Genomic DNA, 20,677 nt, shown 5'->3' with positions numbered 1-20,677 from the left:
TCCACGAGGGGAGTGGACGATGTCATCTTCAGTTGTGGCACCTGTCCCTGCAGTAAACAATCCCGATGATGAGTGGGTCCGTCCCACCTGGGAAGAAGTGGTCACCAACCATTCCGCGAAGGTCTACCGGCTTGCCTACCGCCTTACCGGAAACAAATTCGACGCCGAGGACCTCACCCAGGAAGTGTTCGTCCGCGTCTTCCGTTCCCTGGAAAACTTCAAGCCGGGAACGCTTGACGGGTGGTTGCACCGGATCACCACCAACCTGTTCCTTGACCAGGCCCGGCGCAAGACCCGCATCCGGTTCGACGCGCTGGCGGAAGACGCGGAGTCCCGTCTTCCCGGACGGGAGCCCGGTCCCGAGCAAAGCTTCGAACTGAACAACCTGGACCTGGACGTTCAGGCCGCGCTGGAGGAACTCCCGCCGGACTTCCGCGCAGCGGTGGTCCTTTGCGACCTGGAAGGGCTGTCCTACGACGAAGTCGCCGAGGCCCTTGGCGTCAAACTGGGCACGGTCCGTTCGCGCATCCACCGTGGCCGCACGATGCTGCGGGAGAAGCTGGCCCACCGCGACCCGCGCCCGCAGCCCCGCCGCAAGCTTTCGATGCCCCGCATCGCCGGCATCCTCTGAACGGCGCATGAGGTCCCAGTTTCCTTTCGGCGGCAGGCATCAGCGCACGGGCAGCCACCTCGAGGCCTGCCAGGAGTGTGCTGCCACCGTCCGCCGGGAACGGCAGTACATTGAGCGTCTCCGGGACGCTCCCATTCCGCCTGCCAGCGATGACCTCACGGCCCGGCTGCTGGCCCGCACCCACGAACTGGCTGCACAGGAGCCGGCGCCCCCGCACCCGGGCGGCCCGTCCCGCCTGGCCGCCCGCGCGCTGGCGCTGACCGCAGGCGGAACGGTGGCAGCCGCCGGGGTACTGGGCGTTGGTGCGTTCACGGCGGCCGGGGATCCCGGTGCAGGCGCTGCAGGGGACAGCGAAGCCGCCTTCTCGCACGTCTCGTCGCAAACGCCTGCCGACGGCCGGACATTGACCGCCGCGCAACTGGCCACCCTCCGCTCCGATGGGTGGGCGTGCCCGGAACTGCAGTCCATGGGGTTCCACCTGGAGACGGCCACGGCGCTGATGGTCAATGGCCAGCCGGCCGTGGAGCTGCGTCTCACCGATGGCCCCAATCACGCCACCATCACCGAGGAGCACCCGGGGCAGGCATCCGCCCCGGCCGCGCAGGCGGGAGATGCACAGCCGGCACCCCAGGGAGAAGGCGTGCAGCAGGAGTGGGAGGGCACTGCCCGGTCCGCAACCTACCGGACAGCCGGCCTCACCATCACCTACCGTTCCGACCTTCCTGCCGGAGCGTCCGGCGATGCCCTGCCCATCCTCAAACGCATGGCCGACACCGCCGCGGAGGGGGTGGCGGCGGCCGTTCCGGAGACAACTGATGGGCAGGCCGCCGAACCCCTGGAGAGCCGGCTCGAGCGCGGATTCACAAAGATCGCGGGGCTGTTCTCCCGGTGATGCGCACTGTTGCTCCGTCCGCCGGACGGAAATCGTCACTCCCAGCCCGGAGAGGGTAATCTTCCTAGGGTGTTTGGAATCAACGGCCCGGAGTTCATCGTCCTGCTGATCATTGGTGTGCTGGTGATCGGCCCCCAGCGGCTGCCCGAATACACCCAGAAGCTGGCGAACCTGGTCAAGGAAGTCCGCCGCATGGCCAATGGCGCGCGGGAACAGATCAAGGAAGAAGTGGGCATCGACATCGATGATGTCGACTGGAAGAAATACGATCCCCGCCAGTACGATCCCCGGCGCATCATCAAGGAAGCACTGCTCGACGACGACACCAAGCCCGTCAGCGCAGGCGCACCGGCCGCCGTGGCCGCCGTTTCCGGTGCCGCCGCAGCGGCTGAGTCGGCTCCCAGGCGGCCGGAAAGAGTTGTGCAGAGGCTCGCGCCGGGCGAGACCGCCCCGTTTGACACTGAGGCCACCTAGGGGGCACTCAGCGGGGCTGCAGCCCCAGTTTCATTCCGGCAAGACCCCGCGGTTTAGCTGCCAGCTGCCCTGCGATTCCTGCCAGCGCGGCCGCCCCCGCCGCTTCCGGGTGCCCCAGGACGATGGGAACGCCTGCGTCTCCGCCCTCGCGCAGCTGGATATCCAGGGGAATCTGGCCGAGCAACGGTACTTCGGCGCCAACCGTGGCGCTGAGGCGCTCGGTGAGCACCGCCCCGCCGCCGCTTCCGAACAACTCCATCCTGCCGCCGTCGGGCATTTCCAGGTAGGACATGTTCTCGATGACCCCTGCGATTGTCTGTCCCGTCTGGGTGGCGATGGCGCCGGCGCGTTCCGCGACGTCCGCGGCCGCCGCCTGCGGCGTGGTGACCACCAGGATTTCCGCCTTGGGCAGCAGCTGGGCCACGGAAATGGCGATGTCACCGGTACCCGGGGGGAGGTCCAGGAACAAGGCATCCAGGTCGCCGAAATAGACGTCGGTAAGGAACTGCTCCAGGGCGCGGTGCAGCATGGGGCCGCGCCAGGCAACGGGCTTGTTGCCGGAGACGAACATGCCGATGGAGATGACCTTCACGCCGTACGCCACCGGGGGAAGGATCATGTCGTCCACCTGGGTGGGTTTCTGCGTGATGCCCATGAGCGCCGGGACGGAGAAGCCGTAGACGTCTGCGTCCACGATGCCCACGCGCAGTCCCTGGGCAGCCAGTGCGCAGGCCAGGTTGACTGTCACCGATGACTTGCCGACCCCGCCCTTGCCGCTGGCCACCGCGTAGACCTTGGTGAGCGAATCGGGCTCGTTGAACGGAATCCTGCGTTGGCCGCCATCGCCGCGCAGCTTCTCCTTGAGGGCGTCGCGCTGCGCCTGGTCCATCACCTTGAGCTCCACATGCACGTCGGTGACGCCGGGAACCGCCAAAAGGGCGTTCCTGGAGTCGGCGGTGATGGTGTCGCGCAGCGGGCAGCCGGCAATGGTGAGCAGTACCGCCAGGGTGACCTTTCCGTCGCCGGAAACCCTGACGGACTCCACCATGCCCAGCTCGGTGATGGGGCGGCGGAGCTCGGGGTCGATGACCGTGGCCAGGGCTTGCTCGATGGCCTGGTGCTGCGGGGATCCGTTGGCTGCTGCGGGATCGGTGGGGGCGCTCATGGAAGAGCCTCGGCTTTCATGCGGTTGGGGCTGCCGGCAGGAGGGTGCTGGGCGGCTGGCCGGTCATTGGGCAGAGTGGCCGGGCTTAACCCGTGGAATCTGCTGCGTGCGGGGGTTGCGTTGCCGGTCCCGCTGCTCGCGCAGCCTGTCCCTGACCTTGTCGCGCGGGGATTCGTGCGAACCGGGGCCCGAGTCCTCATGCGTCCGCAGTTCCTCCTGCGCCTCCAGCAGATCTTCGAGAAGCGACCGGAGTTCGGCCCGGACGTAGTCGCGGGTGGCCACTTCCCGCAGGGCGATCCGCAGGGAGGCAAGTTCCCGCGTGAGGTATTCGGTGTCGGAGAGGTTGCGTTCGGCGCGCTGGCGGTCCTGCTGCAGCGAGACGCGGTCGCGGTCATCCTGACGGTTCTGCGCCAGCAGCAGGAGGGGCGCCGCGTATGAGGCCTGCAGCGACAGCATGAGGGTCAGCAGCGTGAACCCAAGGTCCCGCGAGTCGAACTGCCATTCGGCCGGGGCCCAGGTGTTCCAGCCCAGCCAGAAGATGCAGAAGATCGTCATGTAGACCAGGAACTGGGGCGTGCCCATGAACCGGGCAAAGGCCTCTGTGGCGTGCCCGAAAGCGTCGGGGTCCGGGGAGAATTTCGGCAGGATCCGTTGACGGCCGCTCAGGGGCGTGTCCAGGCTGCCTCTTGATTCCGCTTTGGCCAGGTTCCGCTGGTTGGGATTCTTCGGAGCGCTGATATCAGCCAATGCGGCCACCGAGCTTTCTTATCGGGGCTTCGCCATCATGGGCGCGCCAGTCGTCCGGCAACAAATGATCCAATACGTCATCAACAGTCACCGCCCCCACAAGCCGGCCGGCGTCATTAACCACCGGGAGGGAGTTCAGGTTATAAGTAGCCAGGGTCCGCGCCACTTCACTGATATGGGCCTGGTCGGACAACGGCTCAAGGTTCTTGTCCACGAGGTTTCCCAGTGCCTCAAACGGCGGGAAACGCAGCAGCTGCTGAATGTGCACCACGCCAAGGAACCGGCCCGTGGGCGTCTCCAGCGGCGGACGGGCAATGAAGATCGATGACGCCAGGGCGGGGGAAAGCTCCTCCCGCCGGACATGCGCCAGGGCTTCGGCCACCGTGGCTTCCGGCGGAAGGATCACCGGGACAGGCGTCATGAGGCCGCCCGCCGTGTCCTCGTCGTATTCGAGCAGGCGGCGGACGTCCTCGGCGCCTTCGGGTTCCATGAGCTGGAGCAGTTCCTCAGCCTGGGCCGAGGGGAGTTCACCGAGGAGGTCGGCAGCGTCGTCCGGATCCATCTCTTCCAGGACGTCGGCGGCCCGCTGGACATCCAGGGCCGAAAGAATCTCCACCTGGTCGTCCTCGGGAAGTTCCTGCAGCACGTCCGCGAGGCGTTCGTCCTGCAGTTCGCTTGCGACCTCGAACCGGCGTTTGTCGCTCATCTCCTGCAGGGCCTCCGCGAAGTCCGCGGGTTTGAGGTCCTCGTGGTTGGCCACGAACTGGGTGGCAGCCTGGGGTTCGGTCTTCTGTCCCTGCAGGGCGTCCGCCCAGTCAATGATCAGGGTCTCGTTCCGGCGAAGCCGGCTCAAGGGGGACAGCGAATGGCCGCGCCGGACAAAGAGCTTGCTGACGAACCAGTCGCGCGAGCGGTGCTGGTCTATGGCAATGTCCTCGATGGTGGCGTCGCCGCTGCCATCGCGAAGGGTGACGCGGCGGTCGAACATTTCGGCCACCACCAGGGTTTCCGCCCCGCGCTGTTCGAACCGGCGCAGGTTGACCAGGCCCGTGCAGATGATCTGGGTCTGGTCGATGGAGGTAATGCGGGTCATGGGGACGAAGACGCGCTTCTTACCCGGGACTTCCACCACGATGCCCACCACATGGGGGGTTCCCTGGGTCCCGCGGGACAGCACAACAACGTCGCGCAGCCGGCCCAGCCGGTCGCCCAGCGGGTCGAAGACGTCGAGGCCCAGGAGGCGTGCCACGAAGACGCGTGTAGGTGTTGTACTCACCACTACAGGCTACCGAGTCTGCTCTCTTTTAGCTGAATTTACAGGCAGCATCCACCTTGATGGGCAAGAATGGGATTATGTCGAACATATTTGGTGCACCCAAGGCCGGCTCTCCGAACGGTCCGGACGATGCCCGGGCTGTTCCCACCGGTGACACGGTTGGCTCCTACACCTCTTACCTCGACGCCCAAAAGGCGGTTGATTACCTGGCGGACCAGCAGTTTCCGGTCCAGTTGGTGTCCATCGTGGGCAACGAGCTCAAGATGGTTGAGCGGGTCACGGGGCGCCTCAGCTACCCGCGGGTGGCCCTGTCGGGGGCACTGAGCGGTATGTGGTTCGGCCTGTTCGTAGGCGTCATGCTCTCTTTCTTCGCGCCGTCACCGGGCTACTTTTCCATCATGACCTCGGTGCTGATGGGTGCGGCATTCTTCATGCTTTTCGGCATCGTCACCTACGCCATGCAGCGCGGCAAGCGGGACTTCACCTCCACCAGCCAGGTCGTGGCAACCAGCTATGACGTCATCGTGGCCCCGGAGGCGGCCCATGAGGCGCGCCGCCTGCTGCAGCAGCTGCCCATGTCCCGTTCCGACGCCGCATCCGGCCACGGCCCCTATACGCAGAACGACTACTACAACCAGCCGTACCAGCAGCAGCACCCGCACCAGGGCCAGGGCCCGGCGCGCCCGGCCGGTTGGAACGATCCCTACGGCCAGCGTTCTTCCGGCTCCCACGTCGAGGACGGCTCAGGTCAGGACGTCCCGGCACAGCACGGCTCGGGGCAGGACGGGCACGGCTACCCGGCCGACGGCGGACGGCAGCAAGGCGGGCAGCACCAGCAGGCGCCCCAGCCGGTCCGGTCGGTCCGCTACCCCGACCTTCCGGACGGCCGGCCGCAGTACGGCGTCCGGCTCCAGCAGGGACCTGCCGCCGGTTCCGCTCATCCGGGACCGGGACACAGTGCAGAACATGGTGCCGAACCCCAGGCGCACGACGCCGCAGAACACACAGCAGACCACGCCCCGGAACAGCAGTATGGACCCGAGGGGGACCAGAACCAGGGCGGCCACCGTCATTAGCACGCCGGGGCCGTAAGCTTCCTGCCCCTTAACGAAGAGCGGGACCGCCGGAGTGAATCCGGCGGTCCCGCTCTTTTTCGTAATCCCGTTGTGCGTCAGGCTTCCTCGGTCCGGTAGATGCCGGCCATCCAGTCCTCCACGTCCCCGGCATTGCGGGGCAGTGCGGCGCTGAGGTTGACGGGTCCGTCAGCGGTCATAAGGATGTCGTCCTCGATCCTGACACCAATGCCGCGGTATTCCTCGGGGATCGCCAGGTCTTCCTTCTTGAAGTAGAGGCCGGGCTCGATGGTGAACACCATGCCCTCCGTGAGGACACCGTCGAGGTAGAGTTCCCGCTTGGCCTGTGCGCAGTCGTGCACGTCCAGGCCCAGGTGGTGGCTGGTGCCGTGCGGCATCCAGCGGCGGTGCTGCTGGCCTTCGGGACTGATGGCCTCTTCAACGCTGACCGGCAGGATGCCCCATTCGGCCAGGCGCTCAGCCAGTACGGTGGTGGCTGCGGTATGGATGTCGCGGAACTTGGTTCCGGGCTGGGCCGCCGCGAATCCGGCGTCGGCGGCGTCGAGGACTGCCTGGTACACCTTGCGCTGGATGTCGCTGAAGGTGCCGCTGGCCGGAAGCGTCCGGGTGATGTCCGCCGTGTACAGGGAGTCGGCCTCGACGCCGGCGTCAAGGAGCAGGAGTTCACCGGCATGGATTTTGCCGGTGTTGCGGGTCCAGTGCAGCACGGTGGCGTTGTTTCCGGAAGCCGCTATGGTGTCGTAGCCAAGTTCGTTGCCCACCTCGCGTGCGCGGGCGAAGAACGCCCCCTCCACGACGCGTTCGCCGCGGGCGTGGGTAAGGGCCCGCGGCAGGGCCTTGACTACCTCTTCGAATCCCTCCACGGTGGCCGACACCGCGATCTTCATCTGCTCGATTTCCCAGTCGTCCTTGAGCAGGCGCAGTTCGGAGAGGGCTTCGCTGAGCTTCTCATCCAGGGCGTCGAGCTCGCCAAGGTCCAGGTTCTCGGGGTCCCTGGCGGTGTTGTACCGGGCCGTGTCCACCAGTGCGTCGATGTTGTCGTCGACCTTGCGGACCAGGCGGATGGAGATGCCGCCGATCTCCGGAGCTCCCACGTCCTTGGTGATGGCTGTTTCCAGCTGGTCAATATGCGCTGTGGCCAGTCCCAGCCGGGCTTCGAACTCCTCCAGGGTGGGGCGGGCCCCAATCCAGAACTCGCCGGCGCGGGAGTCCGCGTAGAACTGTTCCGTATCCCTGCCGGCCAGCGGCCGGAAGTAAAGCGTGGCCCGGTGGTTCCCGCCGTCGTCGCCCGTTCCCTCGTCCACCGGTTCCAGGATCAGGACGGCGTCGGGTTCGTGGTCCAGGCCGAGCCCGGTCAGGTGCGCGAAGCCGGAGTGGGGCCGGAAACGGTAGTCGCAGTCGTTGGAGCGGACCTTCAGCGGGCCGGCCGGAATGACCAGGCGCTCGCCCTTGAACCGGGTTGAAATCGCCTTGCGCCGGGTTGCGGCGTAACCGGCGACGTCGTCGCGCTGGGGAAGGTCCTGGCTGGACGGCGCCCAGTTGCTGGCCATGAAGGCCTTGAATGCGTTGGAACTGGGCCGCTGGGAACGGTTGTTGACGCGGTCCTCCAGCGGCTGGGAAGCAGAGTTTTGGGTGTTTTCGGCATCGTTCACGGCACCATCGTCTCACCAGCGTCCCGGCTACGCGAACAGGCCTCCCCGGTCTCCCTGCCATGGTCCACTAGGCTGGATAAGTGAGGATTGACCTGCATGCCCACTCCAACGTCTCCGACGGCACCGAGGCGCCGGCCGATGTCATGGCCTCGGCTGCCCGTGCCGGGCTGGATGTGGTGGCCCTGACCGACCACGATTCGACGGCGGGCTGGACGGAAGCAGCCGATGCCGCTGCAACTTACGGTGTGGCCCTGGTGCCGGGCATGGAGGTCTCGTGCCGCACGGAGGAAGGCATCAGCGTCCACCTCCTGAGCTACCTGCACGACCCCACGCATCCGGGCCTCCTGGAGGAGATCACCAAGGCCAAGGATTCGCGCCTGACCCGGGCTGAACGGATGGTCACCATCCTGGCCGAGGACTATCCGCTCACGTGGGATGACGTGATCCACCATGTGGCGCCCGGCGCCACCCTCGGCCGGCCGCACATCGCCGATGCCTTGGTGGCGGCGGGCGTGGTGGAGGACCGCTCCGAGGCGTTCGCGTCCATCCTGACCTCCCGCTCGCGCTATTTCATCCCGCACTACGCTCCGGACCCTGCCACCGCCGTCGAGCTTGTCCGTGCCGCCGGCGGCGTGCCCGTGTTCGCGCACCCCGTGGCGTCCGCACGGGGACGGATCGTGGGGGAGCGCACCTACCGCGACATGATCGACGCCGGCCTGGCCGGCCTGGAGATCGACCACCGGGACAACCCGGAAGAGGGCCGCGACTTCCTGCGGAAACTGGCGGCCCGGCACGGCCTGCTCATCACAGGCTCCTCCGATTACCACGGCACGGGGAAGCCTAACTTGCTGGGGGAGAACCTCACTGCACCGGACATGCTGGCGCGCATTGAGGAACTGGGCACGGGAGCCGCGGTGGTCCGTCCCTAGTTGGGCTGGAACGCTGTGAAGGCGGCGTGCGCACCCAGCCGCTTGGCCATGATGTCGATGGCCGGCTGGTTCTGGTCCACGCATACGAATTTCCGGCCAAGCTTGGCGGCCACTGCCCCGAGGGTGCCGGAGCCGGCAAAGAAGTCCAGGCACCAGTCGCCGGGGCGGGATGACGCGGCCACCACGCGGCGGACCAGGCCCTCCGGCTTTTGCGTGGGGTAGCCGGTCTTTTCCTTGCCGGTGGGCGAGACGATGGTGTGCCACCAGACGTCGGTGGGCAGCTTGCCCAGTTCCCTCTTGGCGGGGGTCACCAGGCCCGGCGCCATATAGGGTTCACGGTCCACCTCGGCGCTGTCGAAGTGGTATTTCGCAGGATTCTTGACGTACACCAAGATGTTGTCGTGCTTGGTGGGCCACCGGTTCTTAGCCCGGGCGCCGTAGTCGTAGGCCCAGATGATCTCGTTAAGGAAGCATTCCCGGCCAAAGATCGCATCCAGCATCACCTTGGCGTAGTGCACCTCGCGGTAGTCAAGGTGCAGGTACAGGGTCCCGTCGTCGGCCAGCAGCCGCCAGGCCTCCACGAGCCGGGGCTCCAGGAACGACCAGTAGTCGCTGAACGCGTCGTCGTAGCGGTGCAGGGCGCCCTTGATGGTGTCGTAGGAGCGGCCCTTGAAGCCCACCCGGTCACCACTGCCGCCGGCGTTGGCCACCATCCGGGTTTCCTGGCGCTGCTGGGGCCGGCCCGTGTTGAAGGGCGGGTCCACGTATATCAGTGTGAAGGCGCCGTCCGGCAGCGTGGGGAGGTACGCCGCGTTGTCCGCGTGCACCACCAGGCTGCTGCCGTCCGGCGCCCAAACAGTGTCAGTCATCAGGGCAGTTAGGCCTCGGAGGTGCCAGGCTGGCTGCCGTTGTCCGCGCCGGCCACTACTTCGCCGTTGCGGCGGCGGGTGCGCGTGCGGGTCCGGCGGGCGCGGTTGGGCTTTTCGCCGTCGGTTGCGGGGGCGGCAGCTTCAGCGGCAGGTGCAGCTTCCGTCGTTGAGGGACGACGGCGGCGCTCACCTGAGCGTGCCGCTGCGTCACCGCTGCGGCCACCTTCGCGGCCGCCGCCCTTGCCGGCGTCGGCCTTGCCGCGTCCCCGGCCGTCGCGCTCACGGGAGCGGCCCGAGTCGCGGCTGCCCCGGCTGTTCTTCTTGCCGGTTTCACCGAGGTCCTCAAGCACCTCTGCGTCGACGCCGGCGAGGGTCCGCTTGTCGCGGGGCAAGCGGCCCTTGGTGCCCTCGGGGATGTCAAGGTCACTATAGAGGTGCGGCGAGGAGGAGTAAGTTTCCACAGGTTCGGGGACGCTCAGGCCCAAGGCTTTGTTGATCAGCGCCCAGCGCGGCATGTCGTCCCAGTCGACGAACGTGACAGCAGTGCCCTTGTTGCCGGCGCGGCCGGTGCGGCCCACCCGGTGCAGGTAGATCTTTTCGTCCTCGACGCACTGGTAGTTGATCACGTGGGTGACATCGTCCACGTCGATGCCGCGGGCAGCGACGTCCGTTGCCACCAGCACATCCACCTTGTTGTTTCGGAACGCCCGGAGCGCCTGCTCGCGGGCGCCCTGGCCCAGGTCGCCATGGATGGCGGCGGCCGCGAACCCGCGGTCCACCAGTTCCTCGGCCACCTTGGCGGCGGTGCGCTTGGTCTTGGTGAAGATGATGGTCCGGCCGCGCCCCCGGGCCTGCAGGATGCGTGCCACCACCTCGGTCTTGTCCATGCTGTGTGCACGGTAGATGAGCTGGCGGATGTCCCGCTTGGTGAGGCCTTCATCATCCGGATCAGCTGCCCGGATGTGGGTGGGCTGGGTCATGTAGCGGCGCGCCATCGCGATGACGGGGCCGGGCATCGTTGCCGAGAACAGCAGCGTCTGGCGAACGGCCGGGGTTCCGGCGATGAGGGTCTCAACGTCCGGTAGGAAGCCAAGGTCCAGCATTTCGTCGGCTTCGTCGAGCACCACGAGCTTCACGTTCTTCAGGCTCAAGTGCTTCTGTTTGTATAGGTCGATCAGGCGCCCGGGGGTGCCCACCACTACTTCGACGCCCTGCTGGAGTGCTTCAACCTGGGGCTCGTAGGCGCGGCCACCGTAGATGGTGGTGATCCTGGCGTTGCGCTTGCGCGAGGCCGTCTGGAGGTCGTTGGCCACCTGCACAGCCAGTTCTCGGGTGGGAACGATGACCAGGGCCTGCGGGGCGCCCGGGACTGCCAGCTTTGCGTAGCCGGGGTCGTCCTGCCCCACGACGCGCTGGAGGGCCGGAATCCCGAAGCCGAGGGTCTTGCCGGTGCCGGTCTTGGCCTGGCCGATGATGTCGTGGCCTGCCAGGGCAACGGGCAGGGTCATGGCCTGGATGGGGAACGGGTGGGTGATCCCGGCATCGGCCAGGGATTCGACGATGTCTTCGCGGACGTTGTAGTCGGCAAAGGACTTCTCGGCGATCTCGTGCGGCGTCTCGTCCGAGATGATGGTTTCTTCCGGCTCAATGGTTTCCGTGCCGGACGCATCGCTCAGAAGCTGGTGGGTATGTAATTCACTCACAGGGGAGTTTCCTTATTCATTTAGGCAATGGCGCTGCCTGCTCAACGGTCCGGCCAGGGCTGGCCGCTCCGGAGCACGCTCGGGCGCGCAAGCGATTCCAGTGGAAGCCGATCGCGGGCTATCTAATGCTGGCACTGGGGACCAGCGGGCAAATCTCAAGATCGCGTAGGGGCGGGCTTGTTGGTTTCAATGGGAGGAAATCAACGACCGGGCATCCAGTTCTACCCCTCCAGTCTAGCGGCAAGGGTCACGAAACACGGTTTTAGGCCCATGGGGGGCGCGTGCCGGGATTCAGGAGACGAGTTCGAAGTGGATCTGGCGGGTGGTGATGTCCGATGAAACCAGCCGCACACGGACCTTGGTTCCGGATTCCAGTTCGCCGGCGCAGCGGGCGGTCACCGCCGGTTCGGCGATCTGGATGATGCCGGAACTCCCGTTGCCGTTCTTTCCGTTCCCGTTCCCGTTCTTGCCGTTGCCATTGCCGTTGCCATTCTGCGGCCTGGACCCGGAAATGACGATCGCGTCGAACTCCTGCCCAATGTGGTTCAGCAGCAGGGCCGCCTCCACCGTGTCAAGGGCAAGGCGCTCCATGCGCGACGCCAGCTGGTCCGAACCGGCCATGATGCCGGGCAGCAGCGGAAGGGCCTCCCGTGCCCACTCTGGAACATCGCCGCCGTTGCACAGGGCTTCGCAGATGACGAGGACGAACCTGTCCACCAGGCGGCGCAGCGGTGCAGTGGTGTGGGCGTAGGCGGCGCCGATGGCGGACTGGATGCCGTCTTCCGGTACGGTCCCGTCGAAGGCCGTATAGGAGGCGCCGCGGAAGAGCATGCCGGCAGAGTGCATGATCGCCAGCTGGCGCGGGTCGGTGGGGTCAAGGGACCGCAGGTACTCACCGTAGCTGACCTCCCCGTCCCAGGGCCTGCCCAGGACCTCGGTCTGCAGGCGGAAATGTTTTAACGACCGTTCATCCGGGGCAGGCATGGTGCGCAGGATGCCTACCTTGCCTTCCAGCATGAGCTGCGCGGCCGCCATTCCGGTCATGAGGGAAATCTGCGCGTTCCAGTCCTCCACCGGAAGCTGCGGAACCGCGTCGATCCGGTAACCGCCGTCGGGCATTTGGACGATCTCCTGCTCCGGCATGTTCAGGCTGGCGCCTTCACGGGCCCGCTCCAGCGCCACCCGCTTCAGGCCCACCTCACGGAGCAAATGCAGCACGGGGGAGGCGGTGCCGGCGTCGAGGTCTGCCTGGGCACCCTTGTAGCTGAGCTTGTCACGGCTGCGCACCCGCGCCCGCCGCACGCCCATTGTCAGCACCGACGCGTCGCTGTCGAGCGTGAAGTCCCAGACGAACGCCGAACATTCCTGTCCGGGCAGCAGGCTGCCTGCCCCTTCGCTGATGACCTCAGGGTGCAGCGGGATCCTGCCGTCCGGAGCGTAAAAGGTTTGCCCGCGGCGCCGCGTCTCCGCGTCCAGCGGACCTCCAGGTGCCACAAATGCCGGAACGTCCGCGATCGCGTACATCACGCGGTAGCCGTCCCCGTCCAGTTCGATAAAGACGGCCTGGTCCAGGTCCGTGGAGGACGCCGGATCGATGGTCACGAACTCGACGGCGGTCAGGTCGTAGGAGGGCAGCTTCAGCGTGGCCACGGCAGCCCGGGCGTCCTCCACGGCGTCGGCCGGATAGGGGCCCGGAAGTTCAAGCTCAGTCCGCAGCAGGCCCAACGCCTCTTCCAAGGCGTTCCGATGGTCGTGGACGTTTGGGGCCAGCCGATGATGTGACACAAAAATCAGCGTATCCCCAAGTCCTGGGATTAAGCAGGCTCAGGATGCGGCGGCGTCCAGCGCGTCGAGGAGGGAGGCAGCAGCGGCGGCAGGGTCCGGGGCCCCGGTGATGGCGCGGACCACCACGATCCTGCGCGCGCCGGCCTCCGCCACCTGATGGACGTTGCCGTGGTCGATACCACCTATGGCAAACCAGGGCACTGGATCTGCCGCCTGCCGGGAAGCCTCAGCGGCGTACTTCACCAGTTCGAGGCCCACGGCCGTCCTGCCCGGCTTGGTGGGCGTGGCCCAGACCGGACCCACGCAGAAGTAGTCCAGGCCCGAGGGGCCTGCGGTTGCCGCCAGTGCGGCGTCCACCTGTTCAAGCGTGTGGCTGGAGAGCCCGATGGCGGCGTTGCCGTTGACCAACGTGCGGGCAGCGGCCAGCGGAAGGTCCTTCTGGCCGATGTGGAACACCGGTGCGCCGGACAGTACGGCGATGTCGGCGCGGTCATTCACGGCCCACAACCTGCCGTGCCGCACCGCGGTTTCCTTCAGTGCGGCCAGGAGATCAAGTTCCTCCGCCGCCTCGATGCCCTTGTCGCGCAGCTGGATGATGTCCACGCCACCGGCGAACGCCGCGTCCACGAACTCGGCAAAGTCGCCGCGCTCCTTCCGTGCATCGGTGCAGAGGTACAGGCGCGCTGCCTTCAGGGCATCGTTGTTCCGCGCATTGACGACTTCAGCGGTGGCGGCGCCGGCAGCCGGCGCATGGGTACCTGCGGGAAATGAAGGGGTGGTCGCATTCATGCCTGCAAGCCTAGTTCCTCTAAACTGGGCAGGTACTGCGGGAGCCCGCGGCAGCTGTCACAAAGCGCCGGGCTGAGAGGGCGTCAGAGCCGACCGCTTGACCTGATCCGGTTAATGCCGGCGTAGGGAAGGAACCCATATGCGCACCCCCACCAAAGACCCCACCGGGCCCGGTGCTCCCACCCCTTCCGCTATCCGTGCCGACGTGGCAGTCATCGGCGGGGGAGTGGTGGGGCACGGCATCGCCTGGGAGGTGCAGCGGTCCGGACGCTCCGTGGTCCTCATCGACGATGCGCCCGGTGCCGGTGCCAGCTGGGCTGCCGCAGGCATGCTGGCCCCGGTCAGCGAACTGCATTACCAGGAGGAACAGCTCCTGGAACTCATGCTCGAATCATCATCACGCTGGCCGGCTTTTGCCGCAGGGGTCGCCGCCGCAACGGGTGCGGATTGCGGATATCTAACGACGCCGACGCTCGCCGTGGGTGCCGACGCCGCCGACCGGCGCGCGCTCATGGACCTCCGCGCCGTCCAGCAGGCCAACGGCCTGGACGTGGAACCCTTGACCGTGCGGGAGGCCCGCCGCCGCGAACCCCTCCTCAGCCCGGCCATCGCCTGTGCCCTTGACACACCCGCCGACCATCAGGTGGATCCCCGCCGCCTGGTGGCAGCCTTGCGGCTGGCCCTCGCGGCCGGGGCTTCCGCGTCGCCCGGACTGGCCGCAGCCGGGGCTGTGGACGGGTTTGCCGTGCCGGAGCGGGCCGCCGGACTGCTGTGGGAAGGCGGAAAGGTGGTTGGCGCCCGCCTTGCCGGCGGCGGCGCGGTCTTGGCCGGGGAAACGGTGGTAGCCAACGGCCTGCAGGCGGGGGCACTGGAGGACCTGCCCGGGGGCCTCCACCTTCCGCTGAGGCGCGTGCACGGGGACATTCTCCGCCTTGCCGTTCCCCGGCACCTCCAGCCCCTGGTGACCTCGACGGTGCGTGGCATGGTCCATGGCATCCCCGTGTATATCGTTCCGCGGCAGGACGGCACCGTGGTGATCGGGGCAACGCAGCGGGAGGACGCCCTGTCCGACGCCGTCAGCGCTGGCGGCGTCTACCAGCTGCTTCGGGACGCGCAGGCGCTGGTGCCCGCCGTCGCGGAACTCGAACTCCTGGAATGCACTGCCCGCGCCCGCCCTGGAACGCCGGACAACGCACCGCTGCTGGGCAGGGTTCCGGTAGACCCGGGTTCACCGGACGGAGGGCCCTCTGCAACAGTGTCCGGGCTCATTATCGCCACCGGGTTCTTCCGGCATGGCGTCCTGCTCACCCCCGCAGCAGCGGCCATTTGCACGGAACTGCTGGATGGAAAGGCCGACCCCCGCTGGTCGCACTTCAGCCCAGACAGGTTCTCCAGGCCACCAATTGCCGGTCACAGCACCCACATCAAGGAGACAGCGTGAACATCACCCTCAACGGAAACCCCCACACCGTGGCCGACGGCGCCTCCATCACCACCCTCGTCACCCAGGTCACCGGCCGCCCACTGGCCAGCGACGGCCAGGCGACGGACGGCCGGAAACTGGGCGTCGCCGTCGCGCACAACGCCCAGGTGGTGCCGCGCAGCCAATGGTTCGCCACGGCGCTCGCCGACGGCGACGACATCGAACTCGTCACTGCAGTACAGGGAGGCTGACACCATGACCGAAACCAGCACCATCAACCCCGCCGGAAACGCCCGTCCCGGCGACGCATTGGTGATCGACGGCGTCGCACTGGGATCCCGGCTCATTATGGGCACCGGCGGAGCGCCGAGCCTGGACGGCCTGGGCGCTGCGCTTTTGGCCTCCGGTACTGCCCTGACCACCGTGGCCATGCGCCGCTACTCCACGGCTGAGACCGGCTCACTGTTCCAGCTGCTGGTGGACCACGGCATCCGCGTGCTGCCCAACACCGCCGGCTGCTTTACCGCACGGGACGCCGTACTCACCGCGGAGCTGGCCCGCGAGGCCCTGGAGACCGACTGGGTGAAGCTGGAGGTCATCGCCGACGAACAGACCCTCCTGCCGGACGCCGTTGAACTGGTGGAGGCCACGGAACAGTTGGTCAACCGTGGCTTCAAAGTATTCGCCTACACCAATGACGATCCCGTGCTGGCCTTGCGGCTCGAGAATTTGGGCGCCACCGCCGTCATGCCGCTGGGTGCGCCCATCGGAACCGGGCTGGGGATCCTGAACCCCCACAACATCGAGCTCATAGTGTCCCGCGCCTCGGTTCCCGTGGTCCTTGACGCGGGCATTGGCACGGCGTCGGATGCCGCGCTGGCCATGGAGCTTGGCTGTGACGCCGTGCTGCTGGCCACGGCCGTGACCCGCGCGCAGAACCCGGCGCTCATGGGCGAGGCGTTCAAGCATGCGGTGATCGCCGGCAGGATGGCCCGCGCGGCAGGCCGTATCCCGCGCCGTGAGCACGCCCTGGCGTCATCGGCCATGGAGGGCCGGGCGGAGTTCCTCTGACCCGTTGAGATACAGCTGTGGCCACCACCCGGAATGGGTGGTGGCCACAGCTGTATCTGCCGTTGGCAGCCGCGATGCGGACGGTGTCAGCGCCGCAGGATGGCCGTCAGCCGCTCCGTGTCGTGGCGCGCACGGGTCCGTCCCAGGTAAACGACGGCGGCAATCGCAGCAGCCGTGCCGAGGACCATGGGCAGGACCCACGGAAGCCAGGTCAGGCCGGGCAGGTAGCCGAAGCCGGCCGTGATCAGGATGATCCAGGCCAAAGCAGCAACACCCGCGGCGATCCCTGCCGGCAGGGCTGCGCCGTACTTGGCATGCCGCTTGTCACTGGCCCAGACGATGAATCCGGCGGCAACGGTGGCCAGCACCACGATGGTCAGCGAAAGCATGGATCTCCCTTGCGAACTGGGTGGAACCCGGCGGAACTAGAACTGGCCGAAGCCCACGCGACGGACCTCTTCGGCGCCGATCTCCACGTACGCCAGGGCGTTGCCCGGAACGATGATCAGGCGGCCCTTGTCATCCTTCAGGCGCAGCTCGCCGCCCTCGTTGATGGCCTGGCCCACAACCTTGGCCACGGTTTCGGCATCCTGCGTCGATTCCAGCACGATTTCGCGGCCAACGTTCTGTACGCCGATCTTAATTTCCAAGGGGGCCTCCCAGCCTGTGAAGTTCGTCGATGATGTCTTATTTGTAGTCTAGGACTCTTTGGGGAAGCGAGAGATTCCGCGCCAAGCTAAACGGTAGATGAGGTCGCTGGCCACATCGAGGTCCAGGTTGCCGTCCGTTTCGAGCCAGTAACGGGCGCTGACCTGCGCCATCCCGGCCAGGCCGCGGCCCAGGAGCTCCGCCTCCAGGTGGGGGAGCTTGGTGTCCTCGGCGATCACCCGCGCAATGGCGTCGGCGAAGGTTCTGTTGAAGGTCTCCAGCCGCGAGCTGACGTCGGGGTCGTTGATCAGGTCCGATTCGAACACCAGCCGGTGCGCCTGGTCGTCGCTGGCGATGAAGTGGAAGTAGGCACGCATCACGGCCTGGACACGTTCGTCGTTGTCCGTGGTGGAGTTCAGCGCCCCCAGCATCAGTTCGGTCAGGGATGTCAGATGGCTTTCCAGCAGTGCGAGGTAAAGATCGCGCTTGGATGGAAAATGCTGGTACAGCACCGGCTTGCTGACGTGCGCGGTTTCCGCAATCTCATCCATGGCCGCACCGTGGTAGCCGTTGGCCACGAATACCTCCTGGGCCGCAGCGAGGAGCTGCGCCCGCCGTTCATCCCGGGGCATCCGGGCGGAACGCTGGCCTGGGGGACGGGAGGGAGCCTGCGGTTCGGCCGCGGGCGGGCGGTCAGCCCGTGCTTCAGGGACCACAGTTGTCCTTCTTTCCATTGCAGTTACCTTCACTTTACTGCGGGGTAATATGACCCGGCGGTATCCCGGGGCATACATTGAAGTATGGCTTCGTCTTTCACCGCAAATGTGTCAACCGTTTCCCTGGATCCGCTGGTGGAACCGGCTGCCGGCCTGAGCCCGGCCGAGGTGGAACGGTACTCGCGGCACATCATCATTCCCGAGATCGGTGCCCTGGGGCAGCGGCGGCTCAAGAACGCCAGGGTGCTGGTGATCGGCGCCGGCGGCCTCGGCGCGCCGGCCCTGCTGTATCTGGCCGCGGCCGGTGTGGGCACGATTGGAATCATCGACGACGACGTGGTGGACCTGAGCAACCTGCAGCGCCAGGTGATCCATGGGGTGAGCGACGTAGGGCGGCCCAAGACGGAGTCGGCGCGCGATGCCATCGCTGAGCTGAATCCGCTGGTGGACGTGCGGCTGCACAACGTCCGTTTGGACTCCACGAACGCCCTGGAGCTGTTCAGCGGATACGACCTCATCCTGGACGGCGCCGACAACTTCGCCACGCGGTACCTGGTCAACGATGCCGCCGCCATCCTGGGCAAACCCTACGTATGGGGTTCCATCTTCCGTTTTGACGGCCAGGTCAGCGTGTTCTGGGAAAAGCACGGACCCACCTACCGCGACCTCTACCCCGAGGCTCCGCCGGCCGGCTCAGTACCCTCGTGTGGGGAAGGCGGCGTGTTCGGCATGCTGTGCGCCGCCGTGGGATCGCTGATGGTGACGGAGGCAGTGAAGCTGATCACCGGCGTCGGGCGTTCCCTGCTGGGGCGGGTTGCCCTCTTTGACGCCCTGGGCGGCAGCTGGCGCGAGATCCGGGTGTCCAAGGACCCTGCAGCCCAGCCCATCACCGAACTCACGGACTACGAGGCGTTCTGCGGGATCGCCCCGGCATCCCAGGCGGACACCGAACACACTGTCACCGCCACGCAGCTCGCCACCATGCTGGCCTCGCGGAAAGCCGGGCTCAAGGACTTCGAGCTGGTGGACGTCCGCGAGGCGGGGGAGTATGACATCGTCCGGATTGACGGGGCCAAGCTGATCCCGCAGGGACGGATCCTGGCCGGCGAGGCGTGGGACGAACTGCCGCAGGACCGTGACATCGTGTTCCACTGCAAGGCCGGAACTCGGTCCGCCAATGTCCTGGCGGCGGCGCGGGAGGCCGGGTATCAGCGCGTCAGCCATCTCGACGGCGGGATCCTGGCCTGGGTGCGGGACGTGGAACCCGGTAAGCCCGTCTACTAAACGGTTGCTCTATCAGATATGGCTCCTAAACCGTTGGTTTAGGAGCCATATCTGATAGAGCAAATGGGGTCAGGCGGTTTCGCGGCCGTTGTGGTCCACAGGGCACTCGGCCTCAACCACTGCAGGCGGGGCCGGGGCAGCCGGCTGTTCCACCGTGATGCCGTACAGGGCCTCCAGGGCCGCAACGTAGTCGTCCTGCTGACCATTTGCGGCGAGTTCGCGGGCCCGGACGGTGGGGACGTGCAGCAACTGCTTGACCATGCGGCGGAGGGCGAATTCCACCTCTTCGGCTGCGGCGGTGCAGCCGTGGCGGGCGCGGACCTTTTCCATCTCCGCGTCCAGGACGTTCATGGTGTGGCGCCGCAGGGCAACGATGGCTGAATCGACGGAGCGGGCTTCCCGTTCCTGCTCGAATGCCTTGGCAGCGCCCTTGACGATGCCGCTGGCCTGCGCCAGCGATTCCGCCTGTTCCTGCGGGGCGGCCAGGCGGACGGACTCCAGGGTCAGCAGTTCCACGCCGTCCAGCTCGCCGACCGCGGGGTCGAAGTCATGCGTGAGGGCAAGGTCGATGGCAATCAGGGGTTGCGGTGAACCGGCGCGGACCTGGGCCAGCTCATCGGCCTCAACCCGCGTATCCGACCCGCTGCAGCCGATCATTACATCGGCGGCGGCAACAGCAGGCCGCAGCGAATCAGCATCGAGGGCCACACCTCCGCGCGAGGCCACGAATCCTTCGGCCCGGCCGGAGGAAGAGTAGACGGAGATGTCCGTACAGCCGCGTTCCCGCAGCAGGGCCATGGTGGCACCGGCGTAGGCACCGGTCCCGAAGAGGACAACCTTCTTGGCCGACCAGTCGGGGCTTTCGGAAAGATCGGTGGCGAGGTCCAATGCCACGGACACGATCGAAAGCCCCCGGGAACCGAGGGCCGTCTGCGCACCCACATCCTTGGCGGTCTTCGACGCCGCCTGGAACAGCCGGACTAGTCCCGCGCTGGCAGTGCCGTCATGCTGGGCGGTGATCAGTGCCCGTCGGACCTGGCCGGCGATTTCCCGTTCGCCGACGACGGCGGAGTCCAGCCCCGCGCTGACGGCAAACAAGTGCTGGGTCACCTCGGGTCCGGTGCGCGTGTTGAAGGAACGCGAGACGAGGGATTCGGCCAGCCCGCTGGCCTCGCTGATCCTGGAGACCAGGGCAGCGCGGGCGGCTTCGACGTCGTCCGGGTGGGGGGCCTCGCCGTAGATCTCGTAGCGGTTGCAGGTGGCGAGAACCACCGCTCCGGCCACGGCGGGCGATTCGGTGAGCGCGGATGCGGCAATCCCGGAAGAACCGTTGCTCAGCTGAGCAACGGTTTCAAGATCGATGTCGGCGTGTGTAGCCACCAATGAGAAAAGAACCACAGCAGACCAATCATAGCTTTTTCGTTGCCCGGTAGAACAATCCCCGGACAGGATTGTCGCCACAGCCCGAAGTGATTCGCGCCACCTTCCCGAAGCAGGGCCAGAAGGCGACAGGTTGTCGTTATCTTTTG

General features: G+C 66.8%; 21 protein-coding genes and 1 riboswitch. Of the genes, 9 read left to right on the top strand and 12 right to left on the bottom strand.

The window, feature by feature from the left end; genetic code table 11:
- The first annotated feature begins 19 nt into the window (after positions 1–19).
- The 3 genes from sigE (at position 20) to VXJ37_RS11225 (ending at position 1,997) form a co-directional block, all read left to right on the top strand.
- Positions 20–631 (top strand): RNA polymerase sigma factor SigE, encoded by a 612-nt coding sequence (gene sigE, locus VXJ37_RS11235; RefSeq protein WP_331323122.1) that lies wholly within the window; start codon positions 20–22, stop codon positions 629–631.
- 7 nt (positions 632–638) lie between these two features.
- Positions 639–1,523, top strand: a complete 885-nt coding sequence (locus VXJ37_RS11230) for an anti-sigma factor (protein WP_331323121.1) — start codon at positions 639–641, stop codon at positions 1,521–1,523.
- A gap of 69 nt (positions 1,524–1,592) precedes the next feature.
- Positions 1,593–1,997, top strand: coding sequence for a Sec-independent protein translocase TatB (locus VXJ37_RS11225; protein ID WP_331323120.1), 405 nt, complete (start codon positions 1,593–1,595; stop codon positions 1,995–1,997).
- Positions 1,998–2,004: 7 nt separating this feature from the next.
- On the opposite strand, the gene VXJ37_RS11220 is transcribed toward VXJ37_RS11225, so the two are convergent.
- From VXJ37_RS11220 to VXJ37_RS11210, 3 genes are all read right to left on the bottom strand, one after another.
- On the bottom strand, positions 2,005–3,162 hold the full coding sequence (locus tag VXJ37_RS11220) for an Mrp/NBP35 family ATP-binding protein (RefSeq protein ID WP_331323119.1): 1,158 nt from the start codon (positions 3,160–3,162) through the stop codon (positions 2,005–2,007).
- Between the two features lie 63 nt (positions 3,163–3,225).
- Positions 3,226–3,918, bottom strand: coding sequence for a DUF1003 domain-containing protein (locus tag VXJ37_RS11215; RefSeq protein ID WP_331323118.1), 693 nt, complete (start codon positions 3,916–3,918; stop codon positions 3,226–3,228).
- Positions 3,902–5,185 (bottom strand): magnesium transporter MgtE N-terminal domain-containing protein, encoded by a 1,284-nt coding sequence (locus tag VXJ37_RS11210; RefSeq protein ID WP_331323117.1) that lies wholly within the window; start codon positions 5,183–5,185, stop codon positions 3,902–3,904. Before VXJ37_RS11210 ends, VXJ37_RS11215 begins: the two co-directional genes overlap by 17 nt.
- A gap of 77 nt (positions 5,186–5,262) precedes the next feature.
- On the opposite strand from VXJ37_RS11210, the gene VXJ37_RS11205 reads away from it, so the two are divergent.
- The gene (locus tag VXJ37_RS11205) at positions 5,263–6,261 is read left to right on the top strand and encodes a general stress protein (RefSeq protein ID WP_331323116.1); all 999 of its coding nucleotides are present in this window, start codon (positions 5,263–5,265) and stop codon (positions 6,259–6,261) included.
- A 95-nt stretch (positions 6,262–6,356) separates the two neighbouring features.
- Here VXJ37_RS11205 and VXJ37_RS11200 read toward each other — a convergent pair whose 3' ends face one another.
- Positions 6,357–7,931, bottom strand: a complete 1,575-nt coding sequence (locus VXJ37_RS11200) for an aminopeptidase P N-terminal domain-containing protein (protein ID WP_331323115.1) — start codon at positions 7,929–7,931, stop codon at positions 6,357–6,359.
- Between the two features lie 80 nt (positions 7,932–8,011).
- On the opposite strand from VXJ37_RS11200, the gene VXJ37_RS11195 reads away from it, so the two are divergent.
- Complete coding sequence (locus VXJ37_RS11195) at positions 8,012–8,860, top strand: PHP domain-containing protein (RefSeq protein ID WP_331323114.1); 849 nt, start codon at positions 8,012–8,014, stop codon at positions 8,858–8,860.
- On the opposite strand, the gene VXJ37_RS11190 is transcribed toward VXJ37_RS11195, so the two are convergent.
- From VXJ37_RS11190 to thiE, 4 genes are all read right to left on the bottom strand, one after another.
- The gene (locus VXJ37_RS11190; RefSeq protein WP_331323113.1) at positions 8,857–9,729 is read right to left on the bottom strand and encodes a DNA-methyltransferase; all 873 of its coding nucleotides are present in this window, start codon (positions 9,727–9,729) and stop codon (positions 8,857–8,859) included. The two genes, VXJ37_RS11195 and VXJ37_RS11190, sit on opposite strands and share 4 nt — an antisense overlap.
- An 8-nt stretch (positions 9,730–9,737) precedes the next feature.
- Positions 9,738–11,432, bottom strand: coding sequence for a DEAD/DEAH box helicase (locus tag VXJ37_RS11185; RefSeq protein ID WP_331323112.1), 1,695 nt, complete (start codon positions 11,430–11,432; stop codon positions 9,738–9,740).
- Positions 11,433–11,723: 291 nt separating this feature from the next.
- On the bottom strand, positions 11,724–13,217 hold the full coding sequence (locus VXJ37_RS11180) for an RNB domain-containing ribonuclease (RefSeq protein WP_331323111.1): 1,494 nt from the start codon (positions 13,215–13,217) through the stop codon (positions 11,724–11,726).
- Between the two features lie 39 nt (positions 13,218–13,256).
- Positions 13,257–14,006, bottom strand: coding sequence for a thiamine phosphate synthase (gene thiE, locus VXJ37_RS11175; RefSeq protein ID WP_331323110.1), 750 nt, complete (start codon positions 14,004–14,006; stop codon positions 13,257–13,259).
- Positions 14,007–14,033: 27 nt separating this feature from the next.
- Positions 14,034–14,152, top strand: a riboswitch (TPP riboswitch).
- On the opposite strand from thiE, the gene thiO reads away from it, so the two are divergent.
- The 3 genes from thiO to VXJ37_RS11160 all read left to right on the top strand — a co-directional run bounded on the left by thiO (position 14,146) and on the right by VXJ37_RS11160 (position 16,500).
- Complete coding sequence (thiO, locus tag VXJ37_RS11170) at positions 14,146–15,447, top strand: glycine oxidase ThiO (RefSeq protein WP_331323109.1); 1,302 nt, start codon at positions 14,146–14,148, stop codon at positions 15,445–15,447. (Overlaps the previous riboswitch by 7 nt.)
- On the top strand, positions 15,444–15,680 hold the full coding sequence (gene thiS, locus VXJ37_RS11165; RefSeq protein ID WP_141942380.1) for a sulfur carrier protein ThiS: 237 nt from the start codon (positions 15,444–15,446) through the stop codon (positions 15,678–15,680). The genes thiO and thiS overlap by 4 nt, the downstream gene beginning before the upstream one ends.
- Positions 15,681–15,684: 4 nt before the next feature.
- A complete protein-coding gene (locus VXJ37_RS11160) occupies positions 15,685–16,500 on the top strand; it encodes a thiazole synthase (RefSeq protein ID WP_331323108.1) in 816 nt (271 codons plus the stop codon).
- Between the two features lie 86 nt (positions 16,501–16,586).
- On the opposite strand, the gene VXJ37_RS11155 is transcribed toward VXJ37_RS11160, so the two are convergent.
- From VXJ37_RS11155 to VXJ37_RS11145, 3 genes are read right to left on the bottom strand one after another with little or no spacing between them, the layout of a single operon-like run.
- Complete coding sequence (locus VXJ37_RS11155; RefSeq protein ID WP_331323107.1) at positions 16,587–16,889, bottom strand: hypothetical protein; 303 nt, start codon at positions 16,887–16,889, stop codon at positions 16,587–16,589.
- 36 nt (positions 16,890–16,925) lie between these two features.
- Positions 16,926–17,150: a DUF3107 domain-containing protein gene (locus VXJ37_RS11150; protein WP_331323106.1), complete on the bottom strand. Its 225-nt coding sequence runs from the start codon at positions 17,148–17,150 to the stop codon at positions 16,926–16,928.
- 48 nt (positions 17,151–17,198) lie between these two features.
- Positions 17,199–17,864: a TetR/AcrR family transcriptional regulator gene (locus tag VXJ37_RS11145; protein WP_331323105.1), complete on the bottom strand. Its 666-nt coding sequence runs from the start codon at positions 17,862–17,864 to the stop codon at positions 17,199–17,201.
- 84 nt (positions 17,865–17,948) lie between these two features.
- Between VXJ37_RS11145 and moeB the strand changes: the two genes are divergently transcribed.
- Positions 17,949–19,148, top strand: coding sequence for a molybdopterin-synthase adenylyltransferase MoeB (moeB, locus tag VXJ37_RS11140; protein WP_331323104.1), 1,200 nt, complete (start codon positions 17,949–17,951; stop codon positions 19,146–19,148).
- 69 nt (positions 19,149–19,217) lie between these two features.
- Here moeB and VXJ37_RS11135 read toward each other — a convergent pair whose 3' ends face one another.
- Positions 19,218–20,546: a glutamyl-tRNA reductase gene (locus tag VXJ37_RS11135; protein ID WP_331323103.1), complete on the bottom strand. Its 1,329-nt coding sequence runs from the start codon at positions 20,544–20,546 to the stop codon at positions 19,218–19,220.
- Positions 20,547–20,677: the final 131 nt, after the last annotated feature.

Origin of the sequence: Pseudarthrobacter phenanthrenivorans, assembly GCF_036455295.1 — a bacterium.
GTDB lineage: Bacteria > Actinomycetota > Actinomycetes > Actinomycetales > Micrococcaceae > Arthrobacter > Arthrobacter phenanthrenivorans_C.
This window is presented reverse-complemented; position numbering and strand designations above follow the sequence as displayed.

Excerpts from the sequence above, each read along its gene's own strand:
- VXJ37_RS11190 (WP_331323113.1), bottom strand. The coding sequence starts at position 9,729 with ATGACTGACACTGTTTGGGCGCCGGACGGCAGCAGCCTGGTGGTGCAC.
- sigE (WP_331323122.1), top strand. The coding sequence starts at position 20 with ATGTCATCTTCAGTTGTGGCACCTGTCCCTGCAGTAAACAATCCCGAT.
- VXJ37_RS11205 (WP_331323116.1), top strand. The coding sequence starts at position 5,263 with ATGTCGAACATATTTGGTGCACCCAAGGCCGGCTCTCCGAACGGTCCG.
- VXJ37_RS11220 (WP_331323119.1), bottom strand. The coding sequence starts at position 3,162 with ATGAGCGCCCCCACCGATCCCGCAGCAGCCAACGGATCCCCGCAGCAC.
- VXJ37_RS11160 (WP_331323108.1), top strand. The coding sequence starts at position 15,685 with ATGACCGAAACCAGCACCATCAACCCCGCCGGAAACGCCCGTCCCGGC.
- VXJ37_RS11230 (WP_331323121.1), top strand. The coding sequence starts at position 639 with ATGAGGTCCCAGTTTCCTTTCGGCGGCAGGCATCAGCGCACGGGCAGC.
- VXJ37_RS11155 (WP_331323107.1), bottom strand. The coding sequence starts at position 16,889 with ATGCTTTCGCTGACCATCGTGGTGCTGGCCACCGTTGCCGCCGGATTC.
- moeB (WP_331323104.1), top strand. The coding sequence starts at position 17,949 with ATGGCTTCGTCTTTCACCGCAAATGTGTCAACCGTTTCCCTGGATCCG.
- thiE (WP_331323110.1), bottom strand. The coding sequence starts at position 14,006 with ATGAATGCGACCACCCCTTCATTTCCCGCAGGTACCCATGCGCCGGCT.
- thiO (WP_331323109.1), top strand. The coding sequence starts at position 14,146 with ATGCGCACCCCCACCAAAGACCCCACCGGGCCCGGTGCTCCCACCCCT.